The organism is Paludibacter sp., from assembly GCF_009712605.1.
GTDB lineage: Bacteria > Bacteroidota > Bacteroidia > Bacteroidales > Paludibacteraceae > Microbacter.
In genome coordinates this window covers 122,889-136,919 of record NZ_WASO01000011.1, presented here as the reverse complement: position 1 = coordinate 136,919, position 14,031 = coordinate 122,889, and the positions used below count along the sequence as shown (strand labels likewise).

Genomic DNA, 14,031 nt, shown 5'->3' with positions numbered 1-14,031 from the left:
GGAATTTACTTGTTTATATCGTTATATGAGGCTGGAGCTTTACGCTTTCCCCGGTCAAACGTCGAAAAATTTATCACAGTTCCTATCGAAAAAACATTTTGCATCGACTCAAAATGCAAAGAATTGGCGTGATGCTTTTCATAATCATGGGTATATGATAATCTTAGAATCATCCGCTTAAACATAAGGTCGGCAGATAAACTGCTATTCCACGCAAATGAATTGTTTAGCGATGCAAAATGGATGGCATTTCCAAGCTTACCCAACGTAAACATCTCATAATAAGAGGATCCGTATTCCGGCACAAACATCACTCCTGCCAGAGGAGACCGCGTTGAATATCGAAATATAACCTGAAATTTCTTGATATTCATGGTATATTGTGCTATTGCAGAAGCATTTAATTGAGTTGAAATATCGGCCGAATATGGATTATTCCCGTTATTAAAACTATACTTGCTGGCAAAGAAAACATCCCAAACACCCCCCACCAGAATCTTCAGATTCGTCACGGGACGAAAATGGTAATGAACACCAATTCCGGGGCGCAAAGCAAGATAAAAAATTGAGTTTGTCTTCGCCTCATTATCCGTCATTCCACCCGAAACCATAAGCGTCCGCTGCAAAGAAACCTTATTGTTCGAATCAGAGATAAAACGCATTGATTCGTAATCGGCTCTAAACAGAGTTCCCGTATAAACCAAAGGCGATAAATACTCATCATGAACACTTACACCTCCGATACCCAACGACCAGCCACCACTCGTAATCGTGTTTTTGGGTTCCTGGGCAAAAATGGATGTAAGCGACAATAAGACAAAAAACAGTATAGTCTTTGCTCTGAATTTCACCATATCGTTGGATTTCAAATTAGAAGAACAAAAGTACATGATTTTTTTTATTTTCATTTCGGCTTCAAAAGTTTTGGCAGTAAATATATCCAAATTATTATTTATTTGTAATACAGCTATTTAATTTCATAAAACTTCAAAAGAATAAAGCAAGAAGCCGCATTCCATGAACGATAAAAAGAGTTCATTATTATATAACACACTCATTTATTCAATTGTATATAGATAAACAAGAAAATGCCACTGAAAATAGTAACGCAGGGTGACGGTATATTTTTTGTAATTTTGCAGGTTATAACTGAATATAAATCAAATGACTTTACAATACGACGTTATCGTGGTAGGCGCCGGACATGCCGGTTGCGAAGCTGCTTGTGCGGCAGCCAATCTTGGTTCAAAAACATTGCTGATAACAATGGACATGAACAAAATAGCACAAATGAGTTGTAATCCTGCAGTTGGAGGAATAGCAAAAGGACAAATTGTAAGAGAGATTGATGCATTGGGAGGATTCACCGGTATCGTCGCCGACAAAACTGCGATCCAGTTCCGACTACTTAACCGTTCAAAAGGACCGGCCATGTGGAGCCCCCGCACGCAAAACGACCGCCAGCAATTTATCATAGAATGGAGAAATATCGTTGAAAACACAAAAAATCTTGACATCTGGCAGGATCAGGTTCTTGAAGTGATAACACAACAAGACCAGATTTGCGGCGTAAAAACGAGTTTGGGTGTTGAGATATTTGCAAAGAGTGTAGTGCTCACAAACGGAACTTTTCTCAACGGTCTGCTCCATTTCGGGGCAAAACAAATTCCCGGTGGACGCATTGCCGAACCGGCTGCGAAAGGATTAACCGAAAGTTTGGTGGAATTAGGCTTCACTGCCGGACGCATGAAGACCGGCACACCGGTCAGAATCGACGGTCGTTCCGTTGATTTTTCAAAAATGGGACAACAAGACGGCGACGATGATTTCCACAAATTTTCTTACCTTTCATCGTCAAAAAGAGAACTTCCGCAATGTAGTTGCTGGATTACCTACACCAATGAAAAAACGCACGACATTCTTCGTGGCGGATTAGAATTTTCTCCTCTTTTCAACGGACAAATAAAAAGTATCGGGCCACGCTATTGCCCCAGTATTGAAACAAAAATTGTCACTTTTGCAGATAAAGAACGTCACCAGCTATTTTTAGAACCGGAAGGAGCAAATACGCAGGAATATTACCTGAACGGTTTTTCGTCATCTCTTCCCATCGACGTTCAGATAAATGCACTGCACACCATTGAAGGTTTCGAAAATGTACGTATTTATCGGCCGGGTTATGCTATCGAGTACGATTTCTTCCCCCCTACCCAACTGAAACATTCGTTAGAAACGAAACTGATAAAAAACCTCTTTTTCGCCGGTCAAATCAATGGAACTACCGGATATGAGGAAGCTGCAGGACAAGGTTTGATTGCCGGCATTAATGCACATATTGCATGTCACGGCGGTGAACCGTTTGTATTAGGTAGAGACGAAGCCTACATTGGCGTTCTCATCGATGATTTGGTAACAAAAGGGGTAGATGAGCCCTACCGTATGTTCACTTCGCGTGCCGAATATCGCATTCTCCTTCGCCAGGACGATGCAGACATTCGCCTTACAGAAAAATCGTACCAGCTCGGACTTGCTTCCAAAGAACGATACTACGAACTCATCGAGAAAAAAGCGAACAGAGACAATCTTATCAGCTTTATTCGCGAAACATCAGTAAAGCCTGATGAAATCAACAATTATCTCGAACAAATCGGATCCTCGCCGGTACGACAAACAGTAAAATTGCTTGATCTTGTTTTAAGACCTCAAATAACTATTTCAGAACTTTCTGATCAGATTTCATCTCTAAAATCAAAGATTTCGGAAATAAAAAACCAGCAACAAGAGGTTGTAGAAGCTGCTGAAATAACACTAAAATATCAGGGCTATATCGAACGCGAAAAAACAATAGCAGAAAAGCTTCAACGCCTCGAACATATTAAAATCAAAGACAAATTCGATTATTCTACAATTTTGTCGCTTTCAACAGAAGCCAGGCAAAAGCTTGCGAAAATAAATCCCGAAACCATCGGACAAGCAAGCCGTATTTCAGGAATTTCGCCGAGCGACATCAATATTCTCCTGGTTCTTCTGGGAAGATAGCCATTTGTTCCACGTGGAACGGAAATTTCACGCGGACATTTGCAAAAAATCGGATCGCAAACTAAAAAATATAAATTGTTCCACGTGGAACACAACATAAATTTCATGAGTTTAGAAAGAATAAAAGCAGGAATCAGAGATGTGCCAGACTTTCCTCACCCTGGCATTATGTTCAAAGATCTAACAACAGTGTTCAAAAACGGCAACGATTTACAAGAAATTGCCAGCATGTTGTATGATAAATATAAAGAAACGGGTCTCACAAAGATTGTAGGAATTGAATCCAGAGGCTTTATTACTGGCCCAATTCTTGCAGAAAAATTGGGAGTAGGATTCGTCCCCGTTCGCAAAAAAGGAAAATTACCGGCAGATACAATTGAAGAAAGTTATTCAAAAGAATACGGAGTTGACATAATTCAGATCCACAAAGACGCTCTAAATGCCGACGACGTTGTCCTATTGCACGACGATTTGCTTGCTACGGGAGGAACAATGAAAGCCGCGTACAACCTGGTGAAAAAATTTGGAGTAAAAACTGTCTATGTAAATTGCCTTGTTGAGCTCGATTTTCTAAAAGGAAGAGATACACTGGAAGAAGCTGATGAAGTATATTCGCTCATACATTTCTAATTTCACACCCCTACCCTACGCATGGACGAACGCCTTAACATAAAAGAAAATCTCCAACTTATTCTTAGTACACTTCCGGAAAAACCGGGAGTGTACCAGTATTTCGATAAGGACGGTAAAATTATTTACGTAGGGAAAGCGAAGAATCTAAAAAAGCGAGTCTCTTCTTACTTTACAAAAAAACACGACAGCCCTAAAGTATCTGTCCTTGTAAAGCAAATTGCGACCCTAAAGTATATTGTAGTTGACACGGAAGAGGATGCTTTACTTTTGGAAAACAATTTAATCAAGGAGCACCAGCCCAGATACAACATAATGCTGAAGGATGACAAAAGTTATCCCTGGCTTTGTATCACAAACGAGCCGTTTCCAAGAGTTTTCAAAACACGCAAAATTTTCAAAAACGGAGCAAGATATTTTGGGCCTTTTAGTTCTCTATCTACCCTTCATGTCCTGCTTTCATTTATTGGCGAAATTTATCCGTTGCGTACCTGCAAGCTGAATTTATCGGACGAAAACATTAAATCCGGCAAGTTCAAAGTATGCCTGCAATATCACATTCACAAGTGCAAAGGGCCGTGTGAAGGCCTGCAGTCAGAAGCAGAGTATCTACAAATGATTTCGGAAGTAGCGGAAATTGCTAACGGAAATGTAAACGCAATTTCAACTTATTTGCAAAATCAAATGCAGGCTCTTGCTGCAGAATTAAAATTTGAGGAAGCGCAAATAATCAAGGAAAAATACGCTGCAATTGAAAATTATAAGTCAAAATCTATCGTAACTACCCTTACACAGGATGATTACGATGTGTTTGCTTACGACGAAGACGACAAATCAGCTTATATCAACATTTTACGCATTTCAAAAGGTTCTATCATTCAAGGATATACCATTGAGTATACGAAACGCCTGGATGAGCCGAAGGAAGAAATTCTGGCAATGGCCATCGTTGAGCTAAGAACAAAACTAAAGAGTAGGACAAAACAATTACTCGTACCATTTCTTCCCGATCTGGAATTAGCTAACGTAACATGTTCAATTCCTTCGCGTGGAGATAAAAAGAAATTGCTCGATCTTTCCATGCAAAATGTAAGGGAATATAAACTTGAAAAATTGAAGCAGGCAGAAAAGCTCAACCCTGACCATCGGATGATGCGCATTCTCAACACTTTGCAAAAAGATCTTAAAATGAGCAATTTACCAATGCATATCGAATGTTTCGATAATTCAAACATTCAGGGAACAAATCCGGTAGCTGCATGTGTCGTTTTCAAAAAGGCCAAACCTGCCAAAAAAGACTATCGCCATTTCAATATCAAAACGGTTGAAGGACCTAACGATTTTGCGTCGATGGAAGAGGTGGTGTACCGCCGTTACCGCAGGATGCTCGATGAAGGCACTCCCCTACCCCAACTGGTGGTGATCGATGGAGGCAAAGGTCAGCTTGGAATGGCGATGAGCGCTCTTCGTCAATTAGACATCTCGGCCCGGATTACAGTAATCGGCATTGCAAAACGGTTGGAAGAAATCTATTTCGCTGAAGATCCTATTCCGCTTTACCTGGACAAAAATTCAGAAAGCCTGAAATTGATTCAGCAACTTCGAGATGAAGCTCACCGATTCGGAATCACTCACCACCGAAACAGGAGAAGCAAAGCACAGGTGAGCTCGGAACTGGATTCGATACCCGGAATTGGAGAAAAAAGCAAAAAAGAGCTGCTGACTCATTTCAAAAGCGTAAAACGACTTAGATTGGCTTCAAATGATGAAATAACCGAAATTGTGGGAAGCAAAAGAGCTTCAATCATTTATAAGCATTTTCATCCTGATTTGAGCCTCTGAGAATTGAATATTTAATTTGCGACGAGTATTTGCCCGGCAAATATTCAATTCTGACACTGTTGAAGCACCATTTTTAATTCAGCTTCGGATAATCGAATCGAAAATTTCAAATCAATAAAAGATAATGAACGCCATTTGTTATTGTACTTCCATTTCGTAACTTTGCGCCGTTTATCATATCAAACTTTACTACGTGCAAATAATAACTAACATACAAAATGCTCCGGAAGAACAACTGGCCATCACGGTTGGTTTTTTTGATGGTGTTCACCGCGGCCACCGTTTCTTAATTGAGAACCTAAAACAGGTAGCGTCCGAAAAAGGACTCAAAACTGCAGTACTGACTTTTCGTGAACATCCCCGCAAAGCGCTGCACAGCGATTTCGTTCCGGAACTTCTGACTACTTGTGAAGAAAAAATGGCTCTACTGGCTCAAACCGGTCTAGACTATTGCATTCTTCTCGATTTTACTCCCGACATTCAGAATTTAACAGCTGAAGAGTTCATCAAGAATCTTTTGCATGATACCTTGCATGTAAAAGTGCTTCTAACTGGTTACGATAACAGAATCGGTAAAGGCCGTGTCGATGGATTTGAACAATATGTGGTTTATGGTCACGAAGTCGGGTTGCTTGTTCAAAAAGCAGAAGAATTTTCTTATAAAGGGAAACAAATAAGTTCTTCCGAAATAAGGCGTTTGATTGACGAAGGGGATATTGCAATTTCCAATCAATTAATGGGTTCCACATATAAGATTGATGGTAAAGTAGTTACTGGTCAACAAATTGGAAGAACCATCGGTTTTCCAACGGCCAATATTCATGTTTCCAATACAGAAAAAAAGATACCTCAACTGGGTGTTTATGCCTGCTGGGTGCAAATTGATGATGACCGCTATAAAGGGATGCTAAACATAGGTTTACGTCCTACATTAATACCTGAAAATCAGAGAGCTACCATTGAAGTAAACATCATAGACTTCGATCAGGATATTTATGGAGAACATATCACTCTTGAGATAATCAAAAAAGTGAGAGACGAAAAAAGGTTTCCGGATCTTGAAACGCTAAGAAAACAGATAGAAGAAGATAAACTGCAAATAATCAATATTTTAGATAAATTTACTCCTTATCAATAAATTCAATTTACTGGTTTTCAGATACAAACAAAACAACCAATGAAAAAATTATTTCTAACACTAATTTCTCTTATTATGCTTACATCCGGCGTATTAAAAGGAGAAAACAATCCTTTCTTCACTCCTTACAAAACAGCATTCGGCGTTCCGCCGTTCGATAAAATTAAAACCGAGCATTATCTTCCTGCCTTTATAGAAGGAATTAAACAGCATCAAAAAGAAATAGATGCCATTGCCAACAATCCTGCACCGGCAACCTTTGCCAATACAATGGCTGCAATGGAATATTCAGGCAAACTCCTGACAAAAGTTTCCATGGTATTCTTCAACCTTGAAGAATCGATGCACAGCGCTGAAATGCAGTCAATTGCTGAAAAAGTAACACCCATGCTTACAGAGCATTCGGACAATATTCTGTTGAATGAAAAGCTATTCAAACGCATTGAAACTTTGTATAACAACCGAGCAAAAATCCGCCTGACAGCAGAACAAAGACGTGTAATTGAAGAACAATACAAAAAATTCATACATAACGGGGCAGCACTGAATGAGCAACAAAAGAAAGAGCTAAGGGAAATCAATAAAAACCTGGCAATGTTGCAATTAAAGTTTGGTAATAACCTTCTTGCTGAAACAAACAATTTCAAAATGGTTATCGACAAAGCAGAAGACCTTGCCGGCTTGCCTGAAAGCGTGAAAGCTGCTGCTGCAGAAGATGCCAAAGCTGCCAACATGCCCGGAAAATGGGTTTTCACTGCTCAAAAAACAAGCTGGATTCCATTTCTGACTTATAGTACCCGTCGCGATCTTCGTGAAAAATTGTACAAAGGCTACTGGATGAGAGGCGATTACGGAAATGCTACCGACAACAAACAGGTTATTCTGGACATTATGAAAAACCGTATCGCTCTGGCCAATTTGCTTGGATTCAAAACTCCGGCCGATTATATTTTAGACAATACAATGGCTAAAACTCCGGCAAGAGTTGATGCGCTTCTTCAGTCTATCTGGACTCCGGCTGTTGCCAAAGCGAAAGATGAAGTGAAAGAAATGCAGTCGATTATCGACAGCGAAAACGGCGGTTTCAAGCTGGCAATGTGGGACTGGTGGTATTATGCCGAAAAAGTACGCAAAGCTAAATATGACCTGAATGAAGACGAATTAAAACCGTATTTCAAGCTTGAGAACGTTCGTAAAGGCGTGTTCGAAGTTGCTCATAAATTGTATGGACTAAACTTTGAAAAACTCAAAAATGTTCCTGTTTACCATCCTGATGTTGAAGCATTTAAAGTTTCAGATGCTGATGGAAAACTTATCGGAATTCTCTACACCGATTACTTCCCCCGCGCAAGTAAAACCGTAGGTGCCTGGATGAACAATATTCGCGATCAATACATCGAAAAAGGGGTAATGGTACGCCCTGTTATCGTAAATGTTGGTAACCTGGCGAAACCTACTGCGACTTCACCATCGCTCTTAAGCATGGATGATGTGGGAACTCTCTTCCACGAATTCGGACATGCTTTACACGGACTTTTATCTCAATGCACATATCCAAGCGTTAGCGGAACAAGTGTGCCCCGCGATTTTGTAGAATGTCCTTCTCAATTCATGGAAAACTTTGCTTTCCAGCCGGAAGTGATGAAAATGTATGCATTTCATTATAAAACAGGCGAATTGATGCCTGAATCTTTAATGAAAAAAATACAGAACTCTACCTATTTCAATCAGGGTTTTGAAATGACAGAACTGGTTGCTGCTTCTATTCTCGATATGAAATGGCATGAACTTACCAGCATAGACGGCATAGACGTTGACAAGTTTGAAAAAGAACAAATGGACAAAATCGGATTAATTCCGGAAATTTTGCCCCGCTATCGTTCAACTTACTTCAAACATATCTTTAATGACGGATATTCAGCTGGTTACTACAGCTATCAATGGGCATCTGTGTTTGAAAAAGATGCATTCGAATTGTTCAAGGACAAAGGCATTTTTGACCCTGCCACCGCAACATCGTTCCGCAAAAACATACTGGAACGCGGTAACAGCGATGACCCAATGAAATTCTACGTTAAATTCCGTGGTCATGAGCCGACTTCCGATGCACTCCTGAAAAGCAAGGGATTGAAATAAGAAACAGATAGGGCAAAGTTACAGCTTTGCCCTACATTTTAACTATCTAACTATGAGCGTTCGTTTTAAAGAATTGATACACCCGAACATTGTAAATTTTACACTTTCCTTTGTTGTTGCCGGATTGCTGTGGATTAAAGAATTTTTTCTACCAGTCCAGAGTACTCCCCTACTCCATCTTTTCAATGTTTCTCTTTTGCCTCAATATTCTGTCTGGTTTGGACTCCTATTGAGCCTGGGTGTAGCGTATCTTTTATTCCGTCTGTTGGAAACATATACTTTTTTACAGCAACGCACATTTCTTCCATTCTTGTTTTTTATCTTACTATCAGGGTCTTATCCTCTTTTTCATTATCTTACAAATGCCCTCATTGCTGCATTATTGCTGCTAATGTGTTTATGGCAGATATTCTCTGCCTTCCATAAAAATATTCCAATCAGAGAAGCTTTTAATGCCGGTATGTTCCTTTCATTGGGGTACTTCTATTGTTTCGATTTTATATTCCTTATCCCAATCATATTCATCACGTTACACATTGTAAACAACATGAATATCCGGGTATTTTTTTCTACAATGCTCGGATTACTGGCACCTGCGGCATTGGTTTTCGGAATCAGTTTCTTCATTGGAAAATTGAATAGTCAGACATACTATTTCATGAGCAATATCATCTTCCATTTTGAATACTGGACCTCAAATATTGCATTGATCGTACTTTTGGGAATATTCACCATCATATCGTGTATTGCCATCACCGGCTGTTTGCAAAATCGTTTCAGCTCGAGTATTGCCGAACGAAAAAATCTACAGGTATTGGTTTGGTTCTATTTTGGAATACTTACCATACTTTGGGTGAAAATGGGACATATCAGCGACTTGATGCTGCCGTTTTTAATGATTTGCAGTCTCATTTTTTCTATCTTCTTCTCCACCCGCGTTTCAAAACAAAATACCATCATCTTCTCCATTTTGATTGTATTCCAGATAGTAACGCTAATACTTGGCCTTAGTGGAACACTTCGCTGAATTTGGTTATATTGGCCTTTTTCTGGCTGCATTTCTGGCTGCAACAGTTCTTCCGTTAGGCTCGGAAGTTGTTTTTGCCACGCTCATTTATGCAGGCTGGGACATGTGGACATGCGTTGCCGTGGCTACGGTTGGCAATACCCTTGGAGGCATTACTTCCTACTGGATAGGACGCATGGGAAAGATTGAATGGATAGAAAAGTACCTGAAAATCAAGAAAGAAAAAATAGAAAAATTTGAAAAACGAATGTACAACCGGGGTGACTGGTTGGCGTTTTTCTCTTTTGTTCCGGGAGTTGGCGACATAATCGTAGTTGCTTGCGGATATTTCCGGTGCAACTTTCTGGGCACGGCAATAGCCATGACCATCGGTAAATTTTCACGCTACGTGTTGTGGATGTATGCTCAGGGAATGCTGATGAAATAATCACTCAGCATCCCCGAAATAAGTCGTTTTTACGTTGTCCAGAATTGCAAAAAGGTCTGTCAGGTTGTCGGTACGCAACATGGCAATACGGGTGTCTCTAAAGTGCGGTATACCCTTGAAAAGAGGTGTATTAGCCAGATGACGACGCGTGTGAACAATACCTCTCCGCTCATCCAGCCACTCTATACTGCTCAATATTTGCTTCTTAACAATGTCAAATTGTTCGGATACAGGCATTGACGGAAGCAATTCACCTGTTTGCAAATAGTGCTTCACTTCTTTGAATATCCAGGGTTTGCCAATTGATCCGCGGCCAATCATCACCGCATCCACGCCATATCTGTCGAAACATTCCTTTGCCTGTTCAGGAGTTGTCACATCACCGTTACCGATAATAGGAATCTTCATTCGGGGATTGTTCTTCACTTCGCCAATCAACGTCCAGTCGGCATCTCCGGTGTACATCTGAGCACGCGTACGACCGTGAATAGCCAACGCGGCAATGCCACAATCCTGCAACTGCTCGGCCAAATCGACTATTATTTTTGAATTATCGTCCCAACCAAGGCGGGTTTTTGCCGTAACGGGAACATTCACCGATTTTACCACTTCTTTTGTAATGGCCAGTAATTTTGGTACATCCCTCAAAAGGCCCGAACCGGCACCTTTACCAGCCACTTTTTTCACCGGACAACCGAAGTTCAGATCGATGATCTCAGGATTGGCAGTTTCGGCAATTTTAGCAGCCTCAGCCATGGCTTCAGGTTCACGCCCGTACAGCTGAATGGCAACCGGACGTTCGCCTTCAAAAATGGTCAATTTTTGTTCCGTCCGCTTCACGTTCCGAATCAACGCGTCGGCCGAAATAAATTCGGTATACACCAAATCGGCACCAAATTGCTTACAAAGCAGGCGGAAAGCCGGATCGGTTACGTCCTCCATTGGAGCCAAAAACAAAGGATATTCTGGAAATATAATGTTGCCTATCTGCATATTACAATCAATTTCAGTTCAAATAAAAAGAGATGCAAAGATACGGCTAATTTCTCTTTCGGTAAAAATCATAAAACACAGAATACATAACATTTAGATTTAATGAGAAATCCGATTTGCAATCACTTGCCAATTTGTCGTATTTTTGCAGGCAATAAATATTCAGAAACTAATTGTATCTGAAAAAACAATTGATTATGAGTGATCTGTCTATACACGATTTTATACGTCAAATTCCGAAAGCGGAACTTCACCTTCACATCGAAGGAACATTCGAGCCGGAGCTGATGTTTGAAATAGCCCGGCGAAATAAAGTTGCTATCCCCTATTCATCGGTAGAAGAGGTACGCAAAGCTTATCAGTTCGGCAATTTGCAGGATTTTCTGGACATCTATTATGCCGGAGCTGCCGTTTTACAAGAAGAGCAGGATTTTTATGACCTGACAATGGCCTACCTCCGGAAAGCAAAAGAAGAAAATATCGTTCATACCGAAATTTTCTTCGATCCTCAAACGCACACAGAGCGCGGAATTGCGTTCAAAACCGTAATCACAGGTATCCATAAGGCCCTTTTAGACGGCGAAAACAAGCTTGGAATCACTTCGGGGCTCATCTTATGCTTCCTGCGCCATTTAAGCGAAGAATCGGCCTTAAAAACGCTTGAGCAGGCGTTGCCGTACAAGGATTGGATCACGGCAGTCGGTCTGGACTCTTCTGAAGTGGGAAATCCGCCCTCAAAATTCCAAAAAGTGTTCGAAAAAGCCGCTGAAAACGGTCTTCTTAGTGTTGCTCACGCCGGCGAAGAAGGAAATGCCGAATATGTGAAGGAAGCCTTAGATGTCTTGAAAATTGACCGTATTGATCATGGAAACCGCTCACTTGAAGATCCAAATCTGGTAAAAGAGATCATTGAAAGAGGCTTGGCTTTGACTGTTTGTCCGCTCTCCAATCTTAAATTACAAGTAGTAAAATCACCTGATTTACACCCCCTTAAAAAGATGCTGGAGCTGGGTATGATGGCGACAGTCAACTCGGACGATCCTGCCTACTTCGGCGGTTATCTCAACGCAAATTTTATTGTAATGACCGACGCTCTTGGACTTTCCAAAGAAGAAATTGCCCGGTTAGCCAAAAATTCGTTTGCAGCCAGTTTTCTTTCCGAAGAGGAAAAACAGAAAAAAATAGCTGAAGTAGAAACCTTTTACAATAAAAATAATTGAATATCAACAATATGAAGAAAATACTGATTGTTAGAAACGAAAGCAGCGAAGGGGGCGGGTTGCTTTACGATGTACTCCGCGAAATGAACATTTCTGCCGATGAAATCGATCTTGCCGCCGGGATGCCCTTCCCTTCCCTACTCGATTACGCTGCTTTGATTGTTCTTGGTGGCCCGGACAGTGCCAATGACACGACAGAGAAGATGACCACCGAAATAGTCCGTATTCAGGAGGCACTACAAGCCGGGATTCCATACCTGGGAATCTGTCTCGGACTGCAAACTTTGGTGAAATCGGCCGGTGGAAAGGTGGTAAAAAGCCCCGTGAAAGAGACCGGTTTTCGCGGACCTGATGGTGAACTGTTCCGCATTGAACTGACCGAAGCAGGCAAAAACGATCCGCTTTTTGAAAACCTTGGAGACAATTTTCCAGTATTTCAACTACACGGAGAAACGGTAGAACCTATTGATTCAATGACAGTTTTGGGAACCGGAAAACTTTGCCGCAATCAAATTGTGAAGGTCGCAGATAAAGCCTATGGCATTCAGTGCCATTTTGAGCTGACCCGCGAAATGTTTGTAAACTGGATGGATGAAGTGGAAGATCTGAAAGCTATAGATCAGGAGAAATGTGTGGAAGATTTTTGCTCGTTCTTCGAAGAATACATGTTTACAGGAAAACAATTGTTCCGCAATTTTTTGAAAATAGCTGGATATAAATAAGATAGAACAAAGATAAAAGAGCAAAGAGTAAAGATGTGCTAAGCATGTCTTTACTCTTTGTTCTTTATTCTTTTCTCTTGTTACCAGCTTCCGCTGGCACCTCCGCCGCCGAAATCGCCGCCGCCAAAGCCACCGAAACCTCCAAAATCGGAGCCTCCGCTGTCGCCAAAACCACCTCCTCCACCACCAAATCCGGGGAAAAAGATGAAAGGTGCCCCACCACCGGAACCATTGGAACCATAGCTGGAATAACGGTTTCTACGAACAAACCCGATTATAAACAGAATAAAAAGAGGAATCAGAAAGAATATCCATGAGTAATTTTTATCCTTTTTCTTTATCTGATCGGCTTTGAATTTACCCGAACATATCCCGATTACAATGTCAACTCCTTTATTTACACCTCCATAAATATTATTATTGCGGAATTCCGGAATCATCACATCGTTGATGATTTTACTCGAAATGGCATCGGTAATGTGCTCTTCCAGTCCATAACCGACAGAAATCCGCACATGTCCCCTATCTCCGTTAGCGTGCTTGGGAACAATCAGAATCATCAACCCATTGTTGATTCCTTTTTGCCCCACTTTCCAGTCCATCGCCAAACGATCCGTAAAATCAGTAATATCATATCCTTTTATATCACTGATGGTTACAACAGCAATCTGTGTCGAAGTAGAATCATTGTAGGCTACTAATTTTCTTTCAAGAGCATCGGCTTGTTCAGGAGAAAAAAGGTTTGCCAAATCATTTACCAACCGTGGAGGATCAGGACGCTTCGGAAAATCCTGAGCAAATGACGTTTGCCCCAACAGCAAAAGCAATAAAATTGCTATATATTTTATAGTTCTCAT

At 40.9% G+C, this 14,031-nt stretch carries 12 protein-coding genes; 9 read left to right on the top strand and 3 right to left on the bottom strand.

The window, feature by feature from the left end; all coding sequences use genetic code 11:
* Positions 1 to 5: 5 nt before the first annotated feature.
* A complete protein-coding gene (locus F8N35_RS10115) occupies positions 6 to 854 on the bottom strand; it encodes a DUF3316 domain-containing protein (RefSeq protein ID WP_293052235.1) in 849 nt (282 codons plus the stop codon).
* A gap of 310 nt (positions 855 to 1,164) precedes the next feature.
* Between F8N35_RS10115 and mnmG the strand changes: the two genes are divergently transcribed.
* The 7 genes from mnmG to F8N35_RS10080 all read left to right on the top strand — a co-directional run bounded on the left by mnmG (position 1,165) and on the right by F8N35_RS10080 (position 10,239).
* Entirely contained in the window at positions 1,165 to 3,039 is a 1,875-nt protein-coding gene (gene mnmG, locus F8N35_RS10110; RefSeq protein ID WP_293052233.1) for a tRNA uridine-5-carboxymethylaminomethyl(34) synthesis enzyme MnmG, read from the top strand.
* A gap of 105 nt (positions 3,040 to 3,144) precedes the next feature.
* Positions 3,145 to 3,669 carry an adenine phosphoribosyltransferase gene (locus F8N35_RS10105; protein ID WP_293052231.1) on the top strand — a complete coding sequence of 175 codons (525 nt, stop codon included), beginning with the start codon at positions 3,145 to 3,147 and terminating at the stop codon, positions 3,667 to 3,669.
* 21 nt (positions 3,670 to 3,690) lie between these two features.
* Positions 3,691 to 5,511, top strand: a complete 1,821-nt coding sequence (gene uvrC, locus F8N35_RS10100; RefSeq protein WP_293052228.1) for an excinuclease ABC subunit UvrC — start codon at positions 3,691 to 3,693, stop codon at positions 5,509 to 5,511.
* A gap of 193 nt (positions 5,512 to 5,704) precedes the next feature.
* Positions 5,705 to 6,649 (top strand): bifunctional riboflavin kinase/FAD synthetase, encoded by a 945-nt coding sequence (locus F8N35_RS10095; RefSeq protein WP_293052225.1) that lies wholly within the window; start codon positions 5,705 to 5,707, stop codon positions 6,647 to 6,649.
* A 39-nt stretch (positions 6,650 to 6,688) separates the two neighbouring features.
* Positions 6,689 to 8,785, top strand: a complete 2,097-nt coding sequence (locus tag F8N35_RS10090) for a M3 family metallopeptidase (RefSeq protein ID WP_293052223.1) — start codon at positions 6,689 to 6,691, stop codon at positions 8,783 to 8,785.
* Between the two features lie 52 nt (positions 8,786 to 8,837).
* Positions 8,838 to 9,812 carry a DUF6427 family protein gene (locus F8N35_RS10085; protein WP_293052221.1) on the top strand — a complete coding sequence of 325 codons (975 nt, stop codon included), beginning with the start codon at positions 8,838 to 8,840 and terminating at the stop codon, positions 9,810 to 9,812.
* The gene (locus tag F8N35_RS10080; protein ID WP_293052219.1) at positions 9,796 to 10,239 is read left to right on the top strand and encodes a YqaA family protein; all 444 of its coding nucleotides are present in this window, start codon (positions 9,796 to 9,798) and stop codon (positions 10,237 to 10,239) included. The genes F8N35_RS10085 and F8N35_RS10080 overlap by 17 nt, the downstream gene beginning before the upstream one ends.
* Here F8N35_RS10080 and dusB read toward each other — a convergent pair whose 3' ends face one another.
* Positions 10,240 to 11,232, bottom strand: coding sequence for a tRNA dihydrouridine synthase DusB (dusB, locus tag F8N35_RS10075; RefSeq protein ID WP_293052217.1), 993 nt, complete (start codon positions 11,230 to 11,232; stop codon positions 10,240 to 10,242).
* 197 nt (positions 11,233 to 11,429) lie between these two features.
* On the opposite strand from dusB, the gene F8N35_RS10070 reads away from it, so the two are divergent.
* Together F8N35_RS10070 and F8N35_RS10065 are read left to right on the top strand one after the other, a co-directional pair.
* Entirely contained in the window at positions 11,430 to 12,452 is a 1,023-nt protein-coding gene (locus tag F8N35_RS10070) for an adenosine deaminase (protein WP_293052215.1), read from the top strand.
* Between the two features lie 11 nt (positions 12,453 to 12,463).
* Complete coding sequence (locus F8N35_RS10065) at positions 12,464 to 13,174, top strand: type 1 glutamine amidotransferase (RefSeq protein ID WP_293052212.1); 711 nt, start codon at positions 12,464 to 12,466, stop codon at positions 13,172 to 13,174.
* 80 nt (positions 13,175 to 13,254) lie between these two features.
* Here F8N35_RS10065 and F8N35_RS10060 read toward each other — a convergent pair whose 3' ends face one another.
* Complete coding sequence (locus tag F8N35_RS10060; RefSeq protein ID WP_293052209.1) at positions 13,255 to 14,031, bottom strand: TPM domain-containing protein; 777 nt, start codon at positions 14,029 to 14,031, stop codon at positions 13,255 to 13,257.